We start from the raw sequence: 22208 nt of genomic DNA on the forward strand, positions 1-22208 counted from the left end.
GATCGGGCCGGGCGGCACCGCCTTGAGGGGTTCGGCCGGGCACTGGGTTGCGAATCGGGTGCAGAACTCATTGACGTACGTCACTGCCGAGTGACAACGTTGTCAAAGGCTGATCACGCCGGTCACGGGAGGTTCATCGAATGCACTTCTTGCTCAGCGCCGTACTGCTGATCCCCGGGGTGGCCGCGCCCCAGGCCGAACCGGCGCCGGTCGACCTCGTACGGCCCTTCGTCGGCACCGAGAACTTCGGCAACACGTTCCCCGGGGCCGCCGCGCCCTTCGGGATGGTGCAGGTCAGCCCCGACACCGGCGGGCAGGGCGGATACGACTACAAGCAGTCGACGATCTACGGGTTCAGCCAGACGCACCTGTCCGGCGTCGGCTGCGGCGTGGCCGGCGAGCTGCCGATCATGCCGACCACCGGCGCGATCACCAGCGTCGACCCGAACGTCTACCGGTCGGCGTACAGCCACGACGACGAGGAGGCCTCGCCGGGCCACTACCGGGTCGGGCTTTCCACGTACGGGATCGACGCCGAGCTCACCGCGACCGAGCGCACCGGCTGGCAGCGCTACACGTTCCCCGCCACCGGCGCGGCGAACGTCCTGTTCAACACCGGCAAGGCCAACCAGTCGGTGTTCGACTCCGAGATCCACGTCGTCGACGACCGGACGATCGAGGGCCGGGTGGAGGCGGGCAACTTCTGCGCCGGGCAGGACGACCACACGGTCTACTTCACCGCCTCCTTCGACCGGCCGTTCTCCGCGTACGGGACCTGGCGCGGATCGACGGTGACGGCGGGCAGCCGGGACGCGGCCGGGGCGGGCTCGAACGGGGCGTACGTGACGTTCGACGCGACCGCCGACCGCGATGTCGTCGTCAAGGTCGGGCTCTCCTACACCGGAGTGGCCGGGGCGCGGGCCAACCTCGCCGCGGAAACCAAGGACTACGACTTCACGGCGGTTCGCGACGCGCTGCGCGCCAAATGGGTCTCGACACTCGGCAAGGTCAAGATCGGCGGCGGCACGGGGGAGAGGCGCGCCGCGTTCTACACGGCCCTCTACCACTCGCTGCTGCACCCCAACCTGGCCGGCGACGTCGACGGGTCGTACGTGGGCTTCGACCGGGCCGTGCACAAGGCCGAGGGCTACACGCCGTACCAGAACTTCTCGCTGTGGGACACCTACCGCCCGCAGAACCAGCTGCTCGAACTGCTCACCCCCGAGGTGGCCCGGGACGTCGCCCTGAGCGTGCTGGCGATCGGCCGCGACGGCGGGTGGCTGCCCCGCTGGGCGCTCGTCAACAGCGAGACCAACATCATGACCGGCGATCCCGTCACCCCCTTCCTCGTCGAGGCGTGGTCCAAGGGCCTGCTCAAGGGCCACGAGCAGATCGCGTACGCCCTGCTGCGCGCGAACGCCCTCAGCGAGCCCCCGGCCGGGTCGCCCTACAACGGGCGTACGGGCATCAAGTACTACAGCGACCGGGGGTACATCCCGTCCGGGCTGAAACTCGGCGCCGACTGTGTGCACAAGGGCGGCGACAACGACTGCGTGCACCCCGCCTCGGCCACGCTCGAGTACTCCGCGGCCGACGCGTCGCTCGCGCTCATGGCCGAAGGGCTGGGCAAGACCGCCGACGCGCGCCTGTTCGCGGCCCGGGGCCAGTGGTACCGCAACCTGTGGGACAGCTCGGCCAAGCAGTTCCGGCCGCGCGCCATCGACGGCACCTGGCTCACCCCGTACGACCCGGTGGCGGCGGCCCAGCAGTTCCACGAGGGCGGGGCCTACCAGTACCAGTGGCTCGCGCCGCAGGACCCCGCGGGACTGGTCGGGCTGATGGGCGGACGGCGGGCCACCGAGAAGCGGCTCGACGACTTCTTCGCGTACGGGAAGCTCTTGAAGGACCCGGCGGGGACCGCGCGCACCGACTGGATCGCCGCGCCGTACGACTACTACGCCAAGGCGACCTACAACCCGAACAACGAACCCGACCTGCTCGCGCCGTACATGTACCACTGGGCCGGCGCGCCCGCGAAGACCGCGACCGTGGTCCGCGCGGCGATGACCCTGTTCACCACCGGCCCCGACGGCATGACCGGCAACGACGACCTGGGCACGATGAGCGCCTGGTACGTCTTCTCGTCGCTCGGCCTCTACCCGACGATGAGCGGCGCCAACTTCCTGGCCGTGTCCTCACCCCAGTTCCCGTCGGCCACCGTCTCGCTGGCTCGCGGCCGCACCCTGACGATCACCGCACCGGGCGCCTCGGACCAGAAGCGTTACATTCAGCGCGTACGGGTCAACGGGTCCTCGCTGACCCGGAACTGGGTGCCGTGGTCGGCGGTCGGCTCGGGCGGGACGATCGAGCACACGCTCGGCGCCACCCCGTCCGCGTGGGGCACCTCGGTCGCGGCCGAGCCACCGTCGGTCAACCAGGCCCCGCTCGACAACCGCACCCACCTGTCGGCCGCCGTCCGCCCGGCCACAGCTGCCGTCCCGCCCGGCGGCAGCGCCACGCTCACTGTCGACATCGTCGGCCAGGCACCCGGCGCCCTGAAACCCCGTGTGACGGCCACCGCCCCGGCCGGCTTCCAGGTGGCTGTCCGGCAGCCCGGCACGATCGTGTCGAAGCACCTGCCCACCTCGGCCACGGCAACCGTCACCGTGACCGCCCCCGCCGGCGTCGCCCTGGGCAGCTATCCGCTGACGGTCGACGTCTCCGGGGTCAAGAAGACGGCCGACTTGGTGGTCACCACCCCGTCCACCTGCGCGTCGTCGATCTCCGGGCAGTGCGCGGTGGTGCTGTCGCCGACCCGCGACGGCACCGCCACCGTGGCCGCCTCCGACCAGGGCAACTTCGACGGCGTCGGGTGGAGCTACGACGCCGCCCTGCTGCCCGCCGCGGGCCCGGTGACGTGGGACGGGGTGACCTACAACGCACCCGACCCGACCGGCACGGCGGCCAACTTCACGGCGGCCACGGGCCGGACGCTGCTTGTGCCGCCCGGTTCGCACACGTCGGCCAACCTCGTGCTGACCAGCCACAACGGCCCGGTCGGCAGCTCGGTGACGATCGGCTACACCGACGGCACGTACGCCTCCACGCCGGTGACCATCGCCGACTGGTGCGGATCGGCGGCGGGCACGACCGCTGTGCTCTCGATGCCGCACCGCATCAAGGCCGGTCAGGGGGTGGACGGGCCCCCGGTCTCGCTCTTCGGCGTCCGGCTGCCGGTGGCCGAGGGCAAGCAGATCCGCTCGATCACCCTGCCGGACGACGCCCGCGTCTACGTGTACGCGCTGACGCTGGCCTGACCTGCTCGGGCATCCGGCCGGTCGCATTGCACCCGGGCGAGACCCCGGGCGAACGAGGAACAAAGAACGGCGCCTGCTACCGGAATGTGGGCCAGTGCTCCGGCCGTCAGGCCGGGGGTGAAGGCCCGCTGCACCTGTGCACGGTTGCCGGTTCGTGCGCGCCTCCCTCTGCGCGTCCCCGCCCGGTTCAGGCTCGCCGGGCGGCGGCGAACGCGACGCTCAGCAGGCCGGCCCGGGTGCGCACCTGGTAGCGGCTGCGCCCCCGTTTCTCCACGGTTCCGGTCAGACCGGCGTACTTGCCCGTGCCGGTCAGCCGCACCCGGTCGCCCACGGCCACCAGCACCGGCGGTGCGTGCGTGGGCTCGGGTCGCGGGTTGAGCAGCCGGGCCAGCTCGGCCGTGTAGCGGGGGTCCATCGGCGCGGGCTGTCCGTGCCGGGTCCACTCGAAGCGGGCCGAGACGTCGAACGTCTTCGAGCACTGCGGGCACGACCGCACCCGAATCGGGCGGCGATGCGCGGTGGTGCGATGCCCGGCCGGGCAGGTCCCGGTCCAGGCCCCGTCGACCTTCGGCGCGTCCGCGGGCAGGCACCGCCCACCGGTGTAGCCGATGCGCCGCGCGATGGTGCGCCACTTACGGTCGTGGCCGTGTCCCGCGCCGGCCAGCGCGTGGGCGATCTCATGCAGGATCGTCTGGGTGACCTGCTCGGCCCCGTACAGGCTCATCAGCGGCCGCGACAGAGCGATCTCGCGCCGATCCGACCGGCATGCCCCGGCGCGGGTCTTGGCGTTGTCGAACACCAGCCGCCAGTCGTCGAGCCGATGCTGCTTCATCAACCCGGTGGCGAGCTCCTTGACGTCCCCGAGCTCCAACCCGCGCACTCCTTGTCCCCGATGAGTCCGCCACCGATAGTGCCACGCGATCACGTCATTCCGGCCGGTGCTCCGTGGTGATGATGATCTTGCCCGGGAACTCGTCCGCGGCGGCCTGGGCGTGGACCGCGGCAAGGTCGGCCGGCGCCGAACCTGCTTCCGTGAGCACCGTCAAGGCACTCGACGTCGCAGGTTCCGCCGTGATCATCGTGGGTCGGGTCGGCCCACCCTGATCACGGCGGGTTCCCCGGCGTCGTCGACGATCTCGGCCAGGCGGGCCGCGTCGGCCGAGCCCGGTGCCGCTGTGAGTATGAGAGCGGCCAGGTCGTCGCCCGGGATGGCGAGCAGGTTGCCGACGAGCGTGACGGCGTCCCCGTCCGGATGAACGAACGAGGCGCTGCTCTCGTAGGCGGTCACCGGTCGCGGCGCACGCCACAGGGTGTCGAACAGGCGGCTCCGGCTCCGCAACTCGTCCACCAGTGCGGCCAGTGCCACGTCGGCGGGGAAACGCAACCGCGTACTCATCAACTGGGCCACCAGGACCGACTGGTGATCGGTCGCTTCGGCCGGGGACTGCTGGAATCGGTGGAACGGGTCGCAGAAGGTACGCCAGGCGATGTTCCATTCCCACGGATCGCCGGTCAGTTCCCAGTGCCCCAGAGCCAGGAACGCCTTGTTCACAGCGACCAGGTTCATCGCCGCGTCGGAGACGAACATCGGGGTGTCGGTGAACCGCTCCAGCAGCCGCATCGCCCCCGGACCGATCTCGTTCGGCACCTGCCCGTCCGCGGCGGCGTACCCGGCCAGCGCGCAGAGCCGCTCGTAGTCGGCCCGCCCGACCCGCAACGCCCGCGCGATGGCGTTCACCACCCCGGCCGACGGGTGGCTGCGTCCCTGCTCCAGCCGGCGCACATAGTCCGCCGACATCCCCGCGAGGTCGCCGAGCTCCTCCCGCCGCAGGCCTCGCGTCCGCCGACGGCCGGCGGGCAACCCGACAGCCGCGGGGGCCGTGTCCTCCCGCAACTGGCGCACAGCGGCGCCGAACTCGTGACGATCCACGGCCCCAGTGTGCCCGGACAGCCCGGACGGCAGGTAGTGGGCCGCAACAGACTCCGGTCGCGGTGAGGTCCATCACGCGACGATAGGCCCCAACTGACATGTATCGACTTTCATCTATTCAGGGCTACCGTGTGGCCGGGCCACCGGCCCGTCGTCACCTCGTACCGGCAGACAGGACAACACCCATGCGCCTTCTTGCTCGGACCCTGCTGGCCGCCGCCGGCGTGGTGGCCGCGGGACTGCTCGCCCCCTCCGCCGCGGTCGCCGCCGAACCCGTGGTGGGACCGTCGGTCGTGGGCGGGCAGCAGGCCACGGAGAACTACTCGTTCATGGTGTACACCTCGGGCTGCACCGGGTCGCTGATCAAGGCGAACTGGGTGGTCACCGCCAAGCACTGCCCGACCCCTTCGTCCGTACGGGTGGGCAGCATCAACCGCACGAGCGGCGGCACCGTGGTCTCGGTGCGGCGCGCGGTGAACCACCCGAGCATCGACGTGAAGCTGTTCGAGCTGGCCTCGTCGGTCAGTCACGCGCCGGCGCCGATCCCCAGCACCTCGGGCGCGGTCGGCACAGCCACCCGCATCATCGGCTGGGGTCAGACCTGCGCGCCGCGGGGGTGTGGGTCGGCGCCAGTGGTCGCGCACCAGCTTGACACGTCGATCGTGGCCGACAGTCGCTGCTCGGGCATCAACGGTCCGTACGAGATCTGCACCAACAACACCGGTGGCGTGGCCGGCGCCTGCTACGGCGACTCGGGCGGCCCGCAGGTGCGCTCGGTCAACGGCCGGTGGAACCTGATCGGCGTCACCAGCCGGGCCGGCAACAACAACTCCACCTGCGCCACGGCCCCGTCGATCTACGGTGACCTGCCGTCGATCCGCTCCTGGGTCAACACCCAGGTCGGCGGCCTGCCCACGGCCTGACCGGGAAGCCGGGCCGTCCGCCGCTCAGTGCCCGGCGGACGGGCCGGCAGAACGGGTCACGTCTCGCGCAGCGCCTGGCGGATGGTTCGGGCGATGGGGCCGTCGTTTCCCTCGTACGGCCTGAGCAGGTGCTCGTCAGTGGGTGAGATGCACGGCTGGGACAGGAAGCGCGGCCGGGCGCCGTGATTCGGCTGGGCCGCGTGCACCAGGAACGGGTGGCAGACGAAGACGTCACCCGCCCGGCCCGTGGCCAGAACAGTCGTCCGGTGAGCCGAGGCCGCGTCCACCTGCGGCCCCAGCACGGCCCCGGACGCGCCCTCTTCCCCGTACGGAAGCAGCACCCGCGGAACGTCGAAGTGCGAGCCGACGCGGATCCGGGTGGGGGCGGTGTCCTCGTCCACGTCGGTGAACAGGAACAGCAGCAGCAACGCCCGGTAGCTCGAATGGACGTTGGTCCAGTACGAGCTCTCGCCCGGCGGCATGTAGGCGCCCTCGATGTGCCACCCGGCGTCGTCCGGCTCCTCGGCGTGCGGGAAGCGCAGCGGGAAGGCGCCCATCTCGTTGCGCGGCTGCCAACGGCCCGGCCCGGCCAGCGTGTCCATGGCGTCGACCAGCACCGGCACGTTCATCGCCTTCGCGAACGGTGGCTGCGCCAGGTTGCCGACCCAGTGCACGGGCTGCTTCCAGGTGCTGGGGTCGTCGGGTTCGGCGTCGATCTGCTCCCACAGCAGGCGCGCGCAGGCCGCGGTCACGTCGGGCGGGACAGCCTGCTCGAAGTGCAGGAAACCGTCGCGTACGAACTGGTCGACAAGGGCAGCTTCCACGCCTTTACGGTAGAGCCATGACGTCGATCAAGCAGTTCCAGGTGACGTTCGACTGCGCCGACCCCGAGCGCGTGGCCAAGTTCTGGTGCGAGGTTCTGGGGTACGTCGTGCCGCCGGCGCCGCCGGGTTTCGAGAGCTGGGACGCCTACAACCGCGCGCTGCCGGACGAGGAACAGGGGGCGGCGTTCGCCTGCATGGACCCCAACGGCGTGGGGCCACGGCTTTTCTTCCAGCGGGTGCCCGAGGGAAAGGTGGTCAAGAACCGGGTGCATCTGGACGTGCGCGTCGGCACCGGGCTGGTCGGGCAGGAGCGCCTGGACGCGCTCGAAGCGGAATGCGTGCGGCTGGAGGCGCTGGGCGCGAAGCGGGGCCGATTGCTGGTCGCCGACGGCGTGAACGAGTCGTGCCAGAACATGCAGGATCCGGAGGGAAACGAGTTCTGCCTCGACTGAAGGAGCTCAGCCACCGGGAACATCCCGGTCGTGCGCTACGGCCGTGCGCACCGCTCAGCTCGCAGTCACCCCCGGTTCGGCGTGGGTGCGGTTGGTTCGCGGTGACGAGGCGTACGGGAAAGGGGTGGGGTTGGCAGGACGAAAGGCCCAGCCTTGACCATGATGGGGTGGTGAACTTCCGGTCTCTTTATCAGCACGGGTTCGCGCGCGTGGCCGCGTGTACCAATCACGTCGTCGTGGGGGATCCGGCTGCCAATGCGGCGGCGATTCTGCGGCAGGCCCGCGAATGCTCGGATCAGGGGGTGGCGGTCGCCCTCTTCACCGAGCTGGGGCTGTGCGGTTATTCGATCGAGGACCTGCTGATGCAGGACGTGCTGCTCGACGACGTGCTGGCCGGTTTGCGGACGGTGGTCGAGGGGTCGGCCGATCTGCTGCCGATGCTGGTCGTGGGGGCGCCGCTGCTGCACCGGAACAGGATTTACAACTGCGCGGTGGTGATTCACCGGGGGCGGATTCTGGGGATCGCGCCGAAGTCGTATCTGCCGAACTACCGCGAGTTCTACGAGAAGCGGCAGATCGCGGCGGGCGACGACGAGCGCGGCGGTTTCTACGCCGGCGACATCCCGTTCGGCACCGATCTGCTGTTCACCGCCGAGGACGTGCCGGGGCTGGTCGTGCACGCCGAGATCTGCGAGGACATGTGGGTGCCGATTCCGCCCAGTGCCGAGGCGGCGCTCGCCGGGGCGACGGTTCTGCTGAATCTTTCGGGCAGCCCGATCACGGTGGGCCGCGCCGAGGACAGGCGGCTGTTGTGCAAATCGGCGTCGTCGCGCTGCCTGGCCGCGTACGTCTATGCCGCCGCGGGCCAGGGCGAATCGAGCACCGACCTGTCGTGGGACGGGCAGACAATGGTCTACGAGAACGGCGTGCTGCTGACCGAGACCGAGCGTTTCCCGTCGGACGACCGGATGTCGATCGCCGATGTCGACCTCGATCTGCTGCGGCAGGAAAGGCTGCGGATGGGGTCGTTCGACGACAACCGGCGCACCTACGCCGACCGTACGGGCGAGTTCCGGACCGTGCGTTTCCGGCTCGATCCGCCCGACACGGACCTCGGGCTGTGCCGCGACATCGAGCGTTACCCGTTCGTGCCGGCCGACGTGAGCCGGCTCGCGCTCGACTGCTACGAGGCGTACAACATTCAGGTCGCCGGTCTGCAGCAGCGCCTCGCCTCGATCGGCAACCCGAAGGTCGTGATCGGGGTGTCGGGCGGGCTCGACTCGACGCACGCGCTGATCGTGGCGGCGCGGGCGATGGACAGGGCCGGGCGGCCCCGCAGCGACATCCTCGCGTTCACCATGCCCGGCTTCGCGACCAGCACGAACACCAAGGACAACGCGCACCGGCTGATGCGGTCGCTGGGCGTGACGGCGGCCGAGCTGGACATCACGGCCACGGCGAAGCTGATGCTGACCGAGATGGGGCACCCGTTCGCGTCGGGCGAGCCGGTCTACGACGTCACGTTCGAGAACGTGCAGGCCGGGTTGCGCACCGACTACCTGTTCCGGCTGGCCAACCAGCGCGGCGGCATCGTGCTGGGCACCGGCGACCTGTCGGAGCTGGCGCTGGGCTGGTGCACGTACGGCGTCGGCGACCAGATGAGCCACTACAACGTCAACGGCGGTGTGCCCAAGACGCTGATGCAGCACCTGATCCGCTGGGTGGTGTCGGAAAAGATCTTCGACGCCGAGGTCGGCGCGGTGCTGACCGACGTGCTCGACACCGAGATCAGCCCCGAGCTGGTGCCGGGCGCCGAGCTGCAGTCGACCGAGGACACCATCGGCCCGTACGCCCTGCACGACTTCGCGCTGTTCCACGTGCTCCGCTGGGGTCTGCGCCCGTCGAAGATCGGCTTCCTGGCCTGGCACGCGTGGCACGACGCGGCCGCCGGCGACTGGCCGCCGAACTTCCCCGAGAGCAAGCGGGTGGCCTACGACCTGCCCGAGATCCGGCACTGGCTCGAGACGTTCTGCCGCCGATTCTTCGCGTTCGCCCAGTTCAAGCGGTCGGCCATGCCCAACGGCCCGAAGGTCTCGGCGGGCGGCTCGCTCTCCCCGCGCGGCGACTGGCGGGCGCCGTCGGACGGCAACGCCAACGCGTGGCTCCGCGACCTCGAACGCTGGGACGCGGTGGACGCCTGGAAGTAGGACTTTCGTCGGCGATCGCCGGCCGTGGATTCCTGGGTTCGATCCGTGCTGACGATTGGTCCGGGGCCCGCGGGCAAGCACTGATCAAGCGGGTAGGTCCAGCCCGACGCCCAGCCAGCGGGCCAGGTCATGGAGTTCGGTGTGGACGGCGGCGAGCACGTCGGGGGAGAAGGGCTCGTCCTGGTGGATCGCGTCGACCCGCAGGACTCCGTGGGCCCGGTCGGTGGTGGCGTCCACCTTTCCGATCAGGCGGTCGTGGTGCAGGATCGGCATCGCCCAGTAGCCCCAGCGGCGCCGGGCGGCCGGCTTGTACATCTCGAGGTTGTAGTCGAACTCGAACAACTCGGCCATCCGCCTGCGGTCGAAGATCAGGCGGTCGAGCGGGGAGAGCAGCGCCGTCCGGCCCTCGAACGGACCGTCCAGGAAGGACGGCTCGACGCGCCACCTACCCCGTACGCCCTCGACCTGCGCTTCGACCCCGGCGTCGATCTTGCGGGCGATGCCCAGGGAGCGCAGCAGCCGGGAAGCGCGGATGCGCAACGCCTCCTCCAACGGCACGACCTCGCAGGGGTAGACACGGTGGGCCAGGTCCCACAGGGGCTCCCGGCCGTCGCGGTCGGCCAGCGCCACCTCACCCCTGACGACCAGGCATTCCAGCATCATGCCGACGTTGCGGTTGTTGTTCCAGCCGGACGAGCCCCACGGCACCCGCGCGGTATCCGGAATGCCGGACCGCGGCACCGGTCCGTCGCGGTCGAGCAACGCGAGCACATCCCGCCGGAACCGATCGTTCGCGTCGACCCAGTGCTGGGCGCCGGGAGTGCCGAACTGCGAGTCCGGTGCGGAATGAGCCGCCATCTCTGCCCGGAAAAGCGGAATATCAGACATGGGCCGGATCATGCCGCGCAGCGAAACGTAGCTCCGGTCGGCGAGCCCGTCAGACAGCGAAGCCGGCCGATACGAAGACCCCAACCGGCTCCACAGAATCAGATCATGGCTGAAGGCGACCGCCGCGGTCTGGTCGTACTGCAGAAACGTCAGCCCGGTGAGCACCTCATCGAGAGAAGCCGGCCGCGGAAGGGCCAGAAGCTGAGCCCGTACGGCGATCCGCCGCGCCTCGGCCCGGGTCAGTGCGACGCTCACCCGCCCATTCTTGTGCATCAGGGGGCGACGGGTTGTCCCCGCCGCCCCCTGTCAGCTCACAGCTTCGAGCACTGCCCCAGCCGGAGGCCCGTACCCGTGTTCCTCAGGCCGTTGTTCACCGGCGCCGGCTTGTTCGCCGTGCAGGTCAGGGCCCCGTTGATGGTGTTGCCGGCGACCACGGTCGAGGTCTTGCCGCCGGTCAGCGTGACGATGCCGCGCACCGTGGAGCCCTCGATCGACACCGGTCCCGAGTCGGTGGCCGTGACGAAGCCCGACACCGTGCTGGCGGCCAGGGACACCGCGCCCGAGCCGGTGGCGGTGACGGAGCCGGACACGGTGCTGTCGATCAGCGAGACGGTACCCGCGCCGGTGGCCGTCAACGCCGTGCGAAGGTTCGCTCCCGTGGCATGAAGGGAGGCCCCACCCCGTACGGTGACCAGGCCTTTGACTGTTGCCCCGGGGGCCAGGCAGGTGACACCGGAGCTGATCGTGAGCGCCCCGGACACCTCGTCCGAGATGGTCGTCGTGCAGGCCGGCGCCGGTTTGCCGAGCAGTTCCACCTCGGCGAGCGTGCCCTCGGCGACGATCGAGTAGTGCTTGTACCGGCCCGGCGACGCGATCTTGAACGGCCGGGTCTGCCGGCGCCAGGAGAACTTCTCGCCCGAGCGCGTGTCGATCGTCGTCCAGGTGGTTCCGTCGTACGAGCCGCGCACGATCCACGACGACGGATCGCCACCGGCCGCCGAGCCCGAGGTCAACGTGTAGTACGTGGCCTGCTCGCCGGTGCTGGTGAACTCGTACGTGAAAGGACCGCTGCCCTGGGTCGTGCTGGTGTCGTCGACCAGCGCGGCCGTCGAGGCGGTTCCCTTACCCGGACCCGTCAGGTCACGCAGCGGGTTGGCGGGGGCGTTACCGGTGGTGATCGACGGCGGCGGGGCGTCAGCGCCCCACGACGACGGGTTCGGGCCCATCGTGAAGTCGAGCACCGCGCCGCCGGCCAGCTTGTCGTGCGGGATCGACGTCGACTTGTAGGGAGCCCCGTTGATCTTGAGATCCTGGACGTAGACGTTCTCGGCGCTGTTGGCGGGCGCGTTGATGACGATCTTCTTGCCGTTCTCCAGGTTGACGGTCGCCTTCTTGAACAGCGGAGACCCGACCGCGTACGCCGGCGAGCCCATCTGCAGCGGATAGAAGCCGAGCGCCGAGAACACCTGCCAGGCCGACATCTCGCCGTTGTCCTCGTCGCCGGGGTAGCCCTGGCCGATCTCGCTGCCCAGGTACAGCCGGGACAGCGCCTCCCGCACGAGCTTCTGCGCCTTCGCGGGCTGCCCGGCGTAGTCGTACATGTAGATGATGTGGTGCGACGGCTGGTTGCTGTGGCCGTACTGGCCCATCCGGACGTCGCGCGCCTCGAGCATCTCGTGGATCGTCCCCCCGTACGAGCCGGGGAAGGTCGCCGTCTCTCCAGTCGTGAAGAACTTGTCCAGCTTGTCGGCCAGGCCCTTCTTGCCCCCGTACAGGTTGGCCAGCCCCTGGCCGTCCTGCGGCACGTGGAACGCCATGTTCCACCCGTTGGTCTCGGTGTAGTCGTAGCCCCAGACCCGCGGGTCGTAGTTCTCCGGCGACTGCCGCCACACGCCGGACGAGTTCTTGCCCTGGAAGAAACCGACCGACTTGTCGAACATGTTGACGTAGTTGAGCGCCCGGTTGCGGAAGTACTCGGCCTCCTCGGAGTACCGCTTCTCGCCGGTCTTCTCGGCCAGCGCCGCTGCCATCTCGCTGATACCGAAGTCGTTGATGTAGCCGTCCATGGCCCAGCTCATGGCCTCGCCGGTGGCGTCGCTGGGCGTGTAGCCCTTGAAGATCGCCGTCGCCAGCCCCTTGCGGCCCACGTTCTGGTTCGGCGGCGTCACCGTGGCGTTCCTGACCGCGGCCTGGTAAGCCTCCTCGACGTCGAAACCCTTCACACCCTTGCGGTACGCGTCGGCGAACGCGACATCCGAGCTGGTGCCGACCATCAGGTTGGCGTAGCCCGGCGCCGACCAGCGCGAGATCCACCCGCCGTCGCGGTACTGCTGAACGAACCCGTCCACCATCTCGCCCGCCATCTTCGGGGTGAGCAGCGCGTACGCCGGCCAGGTGGTGCGGTACGTGTCCCAGAACCCGTTGTTGACGTAGACCTTGCCGTCCTTGACCGGCGCCCCGGTTTCGGTCGGGGTGCTGCCCGGGCTGGTCACGGCCGACTGCACGGTGTGCTTGTAGACCGGCGACTCGTTGCTGCCGGTGTTCTCGAAGGCCGAGTTCGGATAGAGGAACAGCCGGTACAGATTGGAGTAGAGCGTGACGAGCTGGTCCTCCGACGCGCCCTCGACCTCGACCGTACGCATCTTCGCGTCCCACGCCGTACGGGCGGCGTCGCGCACCGACTCCAGCGTCGCGTCGCCGGCGATCTCGAGGTCGAGGTTGTGCTTGGCCTGGGCCACGCTGATCAACGAGGTGGCGATCCGCATGTGCACGGTCTTGTCGGCGAAGCTGGCGTACCCGGTGGACGGCCGGTTGCCCGCGGCCAGTGAACCGCTCGCGGTCACCGCCTTGTCGAACGTGGCGTACACGAACATCCGGGTCCAGCCGGCGGAGAGGTCGCCGCTGTTGACGTCGGTCCAGCCGCTGATCGCACGGTTGGCGGCGTCGATCGTCAGGCCGGCGTCGGGGTTGACGTTGTCCAGGATCAGGTTGCCCGCGTCGCCCGGGAACGTGAACTTGAACAACGCCGCGTGGTCGGTCGGCGCGAACTCGGTCCTGAGCCCGTTGTCGAACGTGACGCCGTAGTAGTACGGCTTGGCCACCTCGTTGTCGTGGCTGAACGGCAGCGCTCGGGCGGTGCGCGAGGCGTTCAGGGCCGTCGACGGCATCACCTGGAACGTCTGGCGGTCGCCCATCCACGGGCTCGGCTGGTGGCTGGCCGAGAACGCCTGGATCGTCGGCTTGTTGTCGGCGTTGTTCTGCCGCGACCATTGGTAGAGCCAGTTCGTGGCGCCGGCGTCGGTCACCGGGGTCCAGAAGTTGAACCCGTGCGGCACGGCGGTGGCGGGGAAGTTGTTGCCGCGCGAGTAGTCGTTGGACGACTGCGTGCCGCGGCGCGTGTCGGCGTACTCGGAAAGGTGGGCCCGCGGAGTGGGCGGGGTGACCTCGCTGATCGAGATGTCGTCGAACCACGTGCGGAAGCCGGCGGGGCCGTTGGGCTTGTCGTAGCCGACGAGGATGCGGTCGATCGTCTTGCCCTTGGCCACCTGGCCGATGTTCGCCTTTTTGAGGTTCCACTGGCTGGTGTAGAGGGTTTTGCTCTTGCCCTGTTCACTCGGGCTCACCTTGATGCCGTGCTGGTCCCGGGCTGGCATCTCTGACAAATACGATCCGTCGGTAAAGGCCAGATCCACCGCCGTGTACGTGGCAGGGTTGCTGAGATCCTTGCGGTTGAACTCCGGGAAGATCAGGTACGACAACTCGGATTTGTCGGTTACTTCGATATTGACGTCGAAGACCTTGTTGTACGAGTACCCGCGGCCCTCGGCCGTCTGCCGCCCGGCGATCTGGAACGCCTTGAGGCCCGTGTAGCCGACGTTCGCCTTGGCAGTGGGGGAGCTGGCCGGCCCGTTGCCGACCCGGCTCTGCATCGGCCCGGTCGGCGGCGGGGTGACGTTGCCGTCAGCGAGCTCCAGATCGGCGAGCTGGGTGAGGTTGCCGGAGGGGTGCCCGGTGATGTTCAGGCGATAGATCTTGAAGCTCGCCGGGTTGGCCACCTCGTACGTCTTGGTCTGGAACCGCTCGTCGAAGGTCTCGTCGCTGCGGGTGTCGACGGTCGTCCAGTTCGCGCCGTCGGCCGAGCCCTGCAGGTTCCAGTCCCGCGGGTCCCGCTCCGGGGCATCGTTGGCACTGGTCAGCGCGTACCTCAGCACCTCGGCCGGCTCGTCCAGCGTGTACTGCGCCCAGCTCGTCGGCGTGTCGACCAGCCACTTGGTCGCCTCGTCGCCGTCGTTGAGGTTGTTGCCGCCCTCGTTCGCGTTGGGCTGCGCGTTGACCGCGATCGCCGTGACCCGCTCGCGCAGGCTCCCCGGCATGCCGACGATCACGGTGCCGTCGACGCCACTGGCCCGTTCGCTGGTATCCGTCCAGTCAGGCTGCGCTTGACCCGCCTCGAACGACGACGCGAAGCCGGCCGCCTTTGCCTGGGCCGGCGCCCCCATCAGCATCGTCCCCACCATGGCCAGGGGCACTGTCGCAGCTATCCACCGTGGTCGGCGCATCCGACCTCCTCCGATCAGTCCACGTAACGTCCGCGACACATCGTTACCGGTAAATCAATCGATGGGCAAGACCAGATCGAACACAATCGCGCAGCCAATGACATCGATGTCAGCCGGGCCTTGTGTCCGGATCTGCCAGCCGATATGGTCACTTCAGACGACCGGCCCGACCGACCGTCATGTTCATTCATGTGCGATTCTCTCGACGGTCCGCGGGTGGCTCCACCGCGCCGTCGCCGAGGCTCTCGCTATGCCGCCCCCACGGCCCTGTCACGGTCGGCGGCGAGGCCGTCATCATCCGTACGCTCCGTCTCGCCTGACCTCACCCCGGTGGTTCCGGCGGCGGGCGACCCGCTGCCCGAGACGCCGTGTCCGTGACGACGAGGCAGCGCTCGTCCACGACGGCGACAGACAGATCAAGCGGAGCCGGTAGGACGATGCGGGTGTGATCTTGGCCGAACGCCGTCCAGCGAGTTCCTTTCAGCTGCTCCGGGTGGCCGGAAACGAGGCGGGCGCCGGATGTCCGGCCGAAGGCCGCGGCATCGGGGCGCGGCGATCACCTGCTCTGCGGATGCGGAGCAAGCCGATGTGCGGGCGTCGGCCCGACTCGTGAGTTTGTGCATGGGCATGCACCTTGCGCGGGCGGCCGCATGGTCCTGCTTCGCTGTGCCAGGATTTCAAGTCTCGGCGCCGGCGCCAAAGGGGTGCCGTTTCTCGCCCCTTCGTGAGCGCGAGGAGGAGCACACGATGAAGGCCCTCGCCGAGCTCGTCCCGCAAGTCTTCTTCGACATACTCGCGCGGTATGTTCCGGGCCTCGTCCTGCTCGGCTCCTGGATCATCATGTTCGGTCACGATGAATGGCGATGGCTGCTGAACGCTGTCGTGGGGGGCCAGCTCAACAGCGGCAACGCGATTGCGGCGGCGACGCTGGTCCTGCTTTTCGTGCCGTTCGTGGTCGGATACGTGATCGCGCCCGCGGCGAAGATCGTGCAGCGAGGCAACGAGCACGGCTGGTGGCTTCCCCCGTTGCCGAGTCGTTCCGTGTACGAGGGCGCCGATCGGCGGTGGCGCCCGAAGTATTGGTGGGTCATGAGCGACAAGGCCGCGGGAGACGGGTACGACTGGCTCCGGAAGAACGCTCCGGAGGCGGGAGCTTTCGCGGCGAAGATCCGCGCCGAGTTCACGATGCACAACGCGCTGGCGGTCGCCTTCCTGGCAATTTCCGTCATGGCTCTTTTCGCCGGGGAAATCTTGTGGGCTGCCGCAAGCGGCTCGATCGTCCTTCTGATGGTCCGTCGTGGAGCAGAGACCGAGAAGACCTTTCAGAGCACCACTCGGAAGCTCTGCCGGGCAGCTTCTCAGGACAGCTCTCAGAACCCGGCCCGCCCCGCGCCCGAGCTGGATCCGGCGCCGCGGCTGATTTGGTTGATACCTGGGAACAGGAACGACCAGTTCCTTTGGGAGGACGGCAAAGACTGGCTGGACGAGCTGAAACTGTGGCTGACGCTGGAAACCCGGCGGAAGCGCCAGGATGAGCTGAGGCGGAAGTGGTTGAGGGAGCTCGTGGACATGGGCGTTGACGAGCGGACGTTGCCGGGGACGTCGCAGCGTGAGAGCACTGCCGAGACAATCGCTGCGGTTAAGAAGTGGGCCGGGACCGCGGGGAAGATTTGCAGCCGGTCGGGCCGCAGAACGTTCCGTGCAGAAGGCAGGAAGTGGGCGCGGAAGCTTCAACATGAGGCGGCACCCGAGTTCGTGTTTCGTCGGCCCGGCATCTTCTGGCGCATCAAGCCCTAGAACGTCACCTCAGTCCGTACGAGCGGCAGCCGCGAACCGGGCGGCCACCTCGGCGACGGCCTCGCGCAGTTCCGGGCACTCGACGACGGTGAACGGGTAAGGCACGGCGGGCAGCCACTCCTGGGCGTACATGCGGGTATTGGTCGTGCTCCCGATCAGCACGCACTCCTGTGGGCCCGAGGGTTCGAGGCGGCCCATGGTCGGGCGGATCCAGGGGGCCACTTGCGCATGCGGGGCGTGGAAGACGATGCGGGTCGGGTATTTCCAGCCCGTGGCCAGGTTTTGTTCCAGCGCGGCGACCGGGTCGAGGTCCGCCGGTGGGACGAAACGCTGCGGGAGTTGACGGGCGGCGCGGATCCGGTCGATACGGTACGTGCGGATGGCGTCGGCCCGGTGCGAATGGCACAGCAGATACCAGCGGCCGAAACGCACGACGACGGCCCACGGGTCGGCTTCGGCGTCCCACTGGTCACCGGTCTCGTTGGCGTAGGTGACGGCAACCCGGCGGTGTTCGGCGACGGCGGCGACCAGGGTGCTCATGACGGCGGGGTCGGCGCGCGCGGCTCTGCGGTCGGGGGCGGCTGACGCGTACGCCCGTAAGGCCGCCGCCTGCCGTCCGATGCGTTCGGGCAGGGCGCGGATCACCTTGCTCAGCGCCGACCCGACCAGGTCGTCGGCGTCGATCGCGGCCGGCTGACCGTCGAGCACGGCCATCACCAGCCCGAGGGCCTGCTCCTCGGTGAACACGACGGGTGGCAGCCGGGTGCCGCGGCCCAGGCGATATCCCCCGTACGGGCCTCTGATCGACTCGACGGGGATGCCGGCCTCGCGAAGGATCCCGACGTAACGGCGTGCGGCCCGCTCGGTGACGCCCAGCTGGGTGGCGAGCTGCTCGGCGGTCGTGCCGGGGCGGGCCTGCAGGATTTCGAGCGTGCGCAGCGCCCGGGAGGTGGGACTCGAGGGATTCTCCACGCCTCGGAACTTACCGGAAGCAGAACGTCCGGAACGGGTCCTAGGTTGGGGTCATGACTGATCAGATCGTGCTTCTCGGTGGCCTGTGGCTCGACGTTTCCACGTGGGACGGGGTGGTCGCCGAGCTGACGAAGCAGGGCCGCCGCGCGGTGGCCGTGAACCTGGACGTGCCCACGCTCGACGAGCAGGTGAGCGCGGCCCTCGCCGTGGTCGACGCGGCCGACGGGCCCTCGGTGGTGGTTGGGCATTCGGCCGCCTGCACCCTGGCGTGGCTGGTCGCCGACGCGCGGCCGGCCCGGGTGAGCAAGGTCGTGATGATCGGCGGCTTCCCCAACGCCGACGGTCAGCCCTACGCCGACTTCTTCCCGGTCGAGAACGGCGTGGTGACCTTCCCGGGCTGGGAACCCTTCGAGGGCGCCGACTCCGCCGACCTGTCCCCGGCCGCCCGCGCCGAGTTCTCGGCGAACGCGATCCCGGTTGCGGAGGGCGTGGCCAAGGCGACGGTGCGCCTGTCCGACGAGCGGCGCTACGACATCCCGGTCGTCATGGTCTGCCCCGAATACAGCCCTGCCCAGGCTCGCGAGTGGATCGACTCCGGCGAGCTGCCCGAGCTGGCCAAGGCCAAACACGTCGAGCTGGTCGACATCGACTCGGGCCACTGGCCCCAGCTCAGCAAGCCCGCCGAACTGGCCCGTCTGTTGGCGGCTGCCTAGCCCGGGGATACTTCAGACGGTGTAGGCCGTAGTCGGGAGGCGTCGATGGAAGTGTCCGCCGCCGGACGACGTGCCGTGGGCGCCGACGACCCTAACGTCCGGGCCATGACCAGATATCTCGCTCCTGTCCTCACTCTCGCCGGGGTTCCGGCCGGCCTCGCGATCACCGGCGGTGACGTCGACACGATCATGACGCTCACGTTGGCTGCCTGGCTCGCGGTGTTCGCCTGCTTCGTCCGCCGGTCCCCCCGTACGGTCCTGGTGGTCTCGCTTCTGCTGGTGGCCGGGATGCGTGGCGCCGACCTCGTCGGGTCGGGCTGGGCATGGCCGGCCACCGCCGCGTTCGTGGCCGTCGTGCTCGCCGGTGGGCTGCGGTTCGCGTTCGTCGCGGGTGGGCTCGCACTGGCGTACGGGATCGCCTGGGACGGCTTCGTCAACCAGGACCACGACGGCACCTGGGCGCTCGCGCACGTCGGCGGTGACGCGCTGTGGCTGGCCGCCGTGCTGGCCGCGGCCAACGCCTACCTCAGCACCCGCCGCTGGCAGCACGAGATGGCGCTGCGCCTCGAACAGGAGCAGCGGCAACACGAGCTCGACGCGCGGCGGCGCCGGGCCGAGGAACGTGTCGGCATCGCCCGCGACCTGCACGACGTTGTTTCGCACACCCTCGCGGTGGTGGGCGTGCACCTCAACGTCGCGCTCGACGCCTTCGACACGGACCCGGAGGAAGCCCGCACGTCACTCCGGCTGGCTCAGGACGTACGGGGGAAGGCAATGTCCGACTTGAAGTCGCTTGTCGACGTTCTGCGCGAGGGGCCGGTGGAAAGCCTGGACGGGCTTGACCGGCTGGTCGAGCAGGTGCGTGAGGCCGGGCTGCCGGTGTCGCTGAACGAGTTCGGCGAACGGGCCGACGTGCCGGCGCCGGTGGCCACGGCGGTCTACCGAGTGGTGCAGGAGTCGCTGACCAACACCGTCCGTCACGCGGGGGCGCAACGGGTTGTCATCACGTTGCGCTATGCGCCGGCGAGCGTGGTGGTGGACGTGCAGGACGACGGCACCGCGCCCGAGACGGTGATCGACGGTCACGGGATCGCGGGCATGCGCGAGCGGGTGGCCGCGCTGGGCGGGGCGCTCACGGCCGGTCCGGGCAAGGCCGGTTTCTCCGTACGGGCGACGATCCCCTACGGCGGACGCGGATGATCTCAGTGCTTCTCGCCGACGACCAGCACCTCGTACGGGCCGGCTTTCGCAGTCTGCTCCGGCGGGACCGGGAAATCCAGGTCGTCGGCGAGGCGTCCACCGGCGACGAGGCCGTCCGCACCGCGCGGGAGCTGCGGCCCGACGTGATCCTGATGGACATCCGCATGCCGGGGATGGACGGGATCGCGGCCACCCGGGCGGTGCTCGCCGAGCTCCCGGAGACGCGCGTGATCATCCTGACGACGTTCGAGACCGACGAGTACGTGTTCGCCGCGCTCGCCGCCGGGGCCAGCGGGTTCCTGACCAAGGAGGTCGGGCCGGACGGCTTGCGGCACGCGGTCCGGGTCGTGGCGGCCGGTGACGCGCTGCTCTCCCCGAGCGTCACCCGGCGGGTCGTGGGGCAGTTCGCGCACCGGCCGGTGGCGGCTGCTCCCGGTGGCGACCGTCTGGCCGTTCTCACCGATCGTGAACGCGAGGTCGTACGCCTCGTAGCGGCCGGACTGTCCAACGAGGAGATCGCCCGCGAGCTGGTGATCAGCCCGCTCACCGCGAAGACCCACATCACCCGGGCGATCGCGAAATTGGGCGTACGGGATCGGGTGCAGTTGGTGATCGTGGCGTTCGAGGACGGGTTGGCAGGGCCGCTGTCGTGACCCGCATGCGGCGGATCCTGGTGTACGGGGTGACCGGTTCCGGCAAGTCCACGCTGGCCGCCCGGATCGGCGAGCGGCTGGGGTTGCCGTACCACTCGATCGACGACCTGATGTGGCAGCCGGGATGGGTGCCGTTGCCTCCGGATCAGCAGCGAGAAGTCATCGAGAAGCTGCTGGCCGCCGACGAGTGGGTCATCGACGCCGCGTACGGGTATTGGCACGACCTCGTTCTGGCGCGAGCCGAATTGATCGTCGGGCTGGATCTGCCCCGCCGGCGCTCGGGATGGCGTTTGCTGCGCCGCACGGTGACCCGGATCGTGCGCCGAACCCCGGCCTGCAACGGCAACTACGAGACATGGCGGGCGTCGTTCTTCGACCGCGATTCGATTCTGTGGTTCCACGTGCATTCGTACGCCCGGAAACGCCGCCGCATGAGGCAATGGCAGGCGAGCCCGGAGTTTCCGGAAACGGTGCTGTTGCGTACGCCGGCCGAGGTGGAACGCTGGTTGGAAGCTCAGCCGTCCTGACCGCCACTGCGCTCGGCCCTCAGGTCGGCGGTCCACCCCGGGTCGGTGGGTTGATCGAAGACGCCGGCGAGGTCGTCCCACTTCCGCCAGGCGCGCGGGCTGACCGGGCCGAGCACGGCAGCCGGGCGACCGGCGACGGTGATTGTCACTCGCTCCCCCGCCTGTGCTCGGCGCACCAGGGCGCCGGCGTTCTGCCGCACCTCCCGCAGTCCGACTTCGCTCACCAACCCAAGGTGGCACATGCGCTACAGCTCCGCGCGCGACGGAATTTTCTGTGTTCGCGGTTGCTGATCGGCTTCCCGCTGGTTCAGCCACTTCAGGATCGCCTCGGTTGTTTCCGTCGGCTTCTCCTGCTGGATCCAATGGCCGCAGTCCAGGGTGACCACTTCCGCGTTCGGGACGAATTCCGTCAGTCTTCCGGCCCTCGCGACCGTGTCGCGGTCGCCGTAGATCATGAGGGTGGGGTGCCGGATGATCGGGTCCACGTCCGCCAACAGGCGCCAGTTGCGGTCCAGGTTTCGGTACCAGTTGATCCCGCCCGTGAACCCTGTCGACTCGAAGGCGGAGACGAAGACGGCCAGTTCGCTGTCGCTCATGACGGGCTCACCGAGTGGGGTTCCCGCTCTCGCGAGGTTGATCAACGCATTGCCCGGCTGAGGCTCTGCCGGGGGCACGTTCTTCCGGTACAGGTTCCGAAGGAATCGGAACGTGTTCTCCTCGAACACCGCGTCCGCGACGCCCGGCTGCCGGTTGAAGTGGACGAAATAGAAGTCGGCGCCGAGCACGGCCTCCATGAACTCGATCCAGGGCGTCTCTCCGCGCTCCTGGTAGGGCACGCTCAGCGCTACCACGCCGTTGACCCGGTTCGGGTGCAGCAGGGTCAGGCCCCAGACGACGAAGGCGCCCCAGTCATGGCCCACGAAGGTGGCATCGGTGTAGCCGTAGTGATCGAGGAGGGCGACGAGGTCACCCGACAGGTGCTCGATGTCGTAGTCCGTCACTTCGGCGGGACGGGACGAGTTGCCGTAACCGCGCTGGTTCACAACGATGACGTGGTAGCCCGCCGCGGCCAGAGCCGGCACCTGATAACGCCAGGAAAAGGCATGCTCGGGCCAGCCGTGACAGAGCACGATGGGGTTTCCCGCGTTCTGCCGGCCGGCTTCGAAGACTTCGAGTTCCACGCCGTTGACCGGAATGCGCGTGGGCTCGGGAAAATCGGTTGTCATGCCGGCATCATGCGGTCCGA

General features: G+C 69.3%; 17 protein-coding genes. 9 read left to right on the forward strand and 8 right to left on the reverse strand.

From position 1 onward, the window contains the following. Positions 1-140: 140 nt before the first annotated feature. Positions 141-3317, forward strand: coding sequence for a GH92 family glycosyl hydrolase (locus tag C8E87_RS23835; RefSeq protein WP_133875145.1), 3177 nt, complete (start codon positions 141-143; stop codon positions 3315-3317). Between the two features lie 187 nt (positions 3318-3504). Here C8E87_RS23835 and C8E87_RS23840 read toward each other — a convergent pair whose 3' ends face one another. Both C8E87_RS23840 and C8E87_RS23845 read right to left on the reverse strand, forming a co-directional pair. After that, positions 3505-4188, reverse strand: a complete 684-nt coding sequence (locus C8E87_RS23840) for a SprT-like domain-containing protein (RefSeq protein ID WP_239079901.1) — start codon at positions 4186-4188, stop codon at positions 3505-3507. A gap of 204 nt (positions 4189-4392) precedes the next feature. Continuing rightward, positions 4393-5247 (reverse strand): helix-turn-helix domain-containing protein, encoded by an 855-nt coding sequence (locus tag C8E87_RS23845; RefSeq protein WP_133875146.1) that lies wholly within the window; start codon positions 5245-5247, stop codon positions 4393-4395. Positions 5248-5432: 185 nt separating this feature from the next. On the opposite strand from C8E87_RS23845, the gene C8E87_RS23850 reads away from it, so the two are divergent. Then, positions 5433-6170 carry a S1 family peptidase gene (locus C8E87_RS23850; RefSeq protein WP_133875147.1) on the forward strand — a complete coding sequence of 246 codons (738 nt, stop codon included), beginning with the start codon at positions 5433-5435 and terminating at the stop codon, positions 6168-6170. Between the two features lie 56 nt (positions 6171-6226). Here the strand turns inward: C8E87_RS23850 and C8E87_RS23855 are convergent, their stop codons facing one another. Further along, positions 6227-6994, reverse strand: a complete 768-nt coding sequence (locus C8E87_RS23855) for a phytanoyl-CoA dioxygenase family protein (RefSeq protein WP_133875148.1) — start codon at positions 6992-6994, stop codon at positions 6227-6229. A 17-nt stretch (positions 6995-7011) separates the two neighbouring features. Between C8E87_RS23855 and C8E87_RS23860 the strand changes: the two genes are divergently transcribed. Next, positions 7012-7446: a VOC family protein gene (locus C8E87_RS23860; RefSeq protein WP_133875149.1), complete on the forward strand. Its 435-nt coding sequence runs from the start codon at positions 7012-7014 to the stop codon at positions 7444-7446. A 167-nt stretch (positions 7447-7613) separates the two neighbouring features. After that, positions 7614-9653, forward strand: a complete 2040-nt coding sequence (locus C8E87_RS23865; protein WP_243755157.1) for an NAD(+) synthase — start codon at positions 7614-7616, stop codon at positions 9651-9653. 84 nt (positions 9654-9737) lie between these two features. Here C8E87_RS23865 and C8E87_RS23870 read toward each other — a convergent pair whose 3' ends face one another. Continuing rightward, positions 9738-10796, reverse strand: coding sequence for a DNA glycosylase AlkZ-like family protein (locus C8E87_RS23870; protein WP_239079903.1), 1059 nt, complete (start codon positions 10794-10796; stop codon positions 9738-9740). A gap of 56 nt (positions 10797-10852) precedes the next feature. Next, positions 10853-15100, reverse strand: coding sequence for a GH92 family glycosyl hydrolase (locus C8E87_RS23875; RefSeq protein WP_133875151.1), 4248 nt, complete (start codon positions 15098-15100; stop codon positions 10853-10855). A gap of 747 nt (positions 15101-15847) precedes the next feature. Between C8E87_RS23875 and C8E87_RS23880 the strand changes: the two genes are divergently transcribed. Further along, positions 15848-16897: a hypothetical protein gene (locus C8E87_RS23880; protein WP_133875152.1), complete on the forward strand. Its 1050-nt coding sequence runs from the start codon at positions 15848-15850 to the stop codon at positions 16895-16897. Between the two features lie 9 nt (positions 16898-16906). Here C8E87_RS23880 and C8E87_RS23885 read toward each other — a convergent pair whose 3' ends face one another. After that, a complete protein-coding gene (locus C8E87_RS23885) occupies positions 16907-17869 on the reverse strand; it encodes a helix-turn-helix transcriptional regulator (protein ID WP_133875153.1) in 963 nt (320 codons plus the stop codon). Positions 17870-17922: 53 nt separating this feature from the next. On the opposite strand from C8E87_RS23885, the gene C8E87_RS23890 reads away from it, so the two are divergent. The 4 genes from C8E87_RS23890 to C8E87_RS23905 all read left to right on the forward strand — a co-directional run bounded on the left by C8E87_RS23890 (position 17923) and on the right by C8E87_RS23905 (position 20962). Continuing rightward, on the forward strand, positions 17923-18582 hold the full coding sequence (locus C8E87_RS23890) for an alpha/beta fold hydrolase (RefSeq protein WP_133875154.1): 660 nt from the start codon (positions 17923-17925) through the stop codon (positions 18580-18582). Between the two features lie 105 nt (positions 18583-18687). Continuing rightward, a complete protein-coding gene (locus C8E87_RS23895; protein WP_133875155.1) occupies positions 18688-19782 on the forward strand; it encodes a sensor histidine kinase in 1095 nt (364 codons plus the stop codon). Continuing rightward, positions 19779-20435 carry a response regulator transcription factor gene (locus C8E87_RS23900; protein ID WP_133875156.1) on the forward strand — a complete coding sequence of 219 codons (657 nt, stop codon included), beginning with the start codon at positions 19779-19781 and terminating at the stop codon, positions 20433-20435. The genes C8E87_RS23895 and C8E87_RS23900 overlap by 4 nt, the downstream gene beginning before the upstream one ends. Positions 20436-20440: 5 nt before the next feature. Continuing rightward, positions 20441-20962 (forward strand): P-loop NTPase family protein, encoded by a 522-nt coding sequence (locus C8E87_RS23905; protein ID WP_133875157.1) that lies wholly within the window; start codon positions 20441-20443, stop codon positions 20960-20962. On the opposite strand, the gene C8E87_RS23910 is transcribed toward C8E87_RS23905, so the two are convergent. Continuing rightward, entirely contained in the window at positions 20950-21186 is a 237-nt protein-coding gene (locus C8E87_RS23910) for a type II toxin-antitoxin system Phd/YefM family antitoxin (protein ID WP_133875158.1), read from the reverse strand. The two genes, C8E87_RS23905 and C8E87_RS23910, sit on opposite strands and share 13 nt — an antisense overlap. 21 nt (positions 21187-21207) lie before the next feature. Then, a complete protein-coding gene (locus C8E87_RS23915; protein ID WP_133875159.1) occupies positions 21208-22188 on the reverse strand; it encodes an alpha/beta fold hydrolase in 981 nt (326 codons plus the stop codon). Positions 22189-22208: the final 20 nt, after the last annotated feature.

This window comes from Paractinoplanes brasiliensis, assembly GCF_004362215.1.
Taxonomy (GTDB): Bacteria; Actinomycetota; Actinomycetes; order Mycobacteriales; family Micromonosporaceae; genus Actinoplanes; species Actinoplanes brasiliensis.

Bases quoted from the DNA above. Each gene is read 5' to 3' on its own strand.
- C8E87_RS23915 (WP_133875159.1), bottom strand. From the start codon at position 22,188: ATGACAACCGATTTTCCCGAGCCCACGCGCATTCCGGTCAACGGCGTG.
- C8E87_RS23860 (WP_133875149.1), top strand. From the start codon at position 7,012: ATGACGTCGATCAAGCAGTTCCAGGTGACGTTCGACTGCGCCGACCCC.
- C8E87_RS23890 (WP_133875154.1), top strand. From the start codon at position 17,923: ATGACTGATCAGATCGTGCTTCTCGGTGGCCTGTGGCTCGACGTTTCC.
- C8E87_RS23850 (WP_133875147.1), top strand. From the start codon at position 5,433: ATGCGCCTTCTTGCTCGGACCCTGCTGGCCGCCGCCGGCGTGGTGGCC.
- C8E87_RS23895 (WP_133875155.1), top strand. From the start codon at position 18,688: ATGACCAGATATCTCGCTCCTGTCCTCACTCTCGCCGGGGTTCCGGCC.
- C8E87_RS23905 (WP_133875157.1), top strand. From the start codon at position 20,441: ATGCGGCGGATCCTGGTGTACGGGGTGACCGGTTCCGGCAAGTCCACG.
- C8E87_RS23875 (WP_133875151.1), bottom strand. From the start codon at position 15,100: ATGCGCCGACCACGGTGGATAGCTGCGACAGTGCCCCTGGCCATGGTG.
- C8E87_RS23880 (WP_133875152.1), top strand. From the start codon at position 15,848: ATGAAGGCCCTCGCCGAGCTCGTCCCGCAAGTCTTCTTCGACATACTC.
- C8E87_RS23835 (WP_133875145.1), top strand. From the start codon at position 141: ATGCACTTCTTGCTCAGCGCCGTACTGCTGATCCCCGGGGTGGCCGCG.
- C8E87_RS23900 (WP_133875156.1), top strand. From the start codon at position 19,779: ATGATCTCAGTGCTTCTCGCCGACGACCAGCACCTCGTACGGGCCGGC.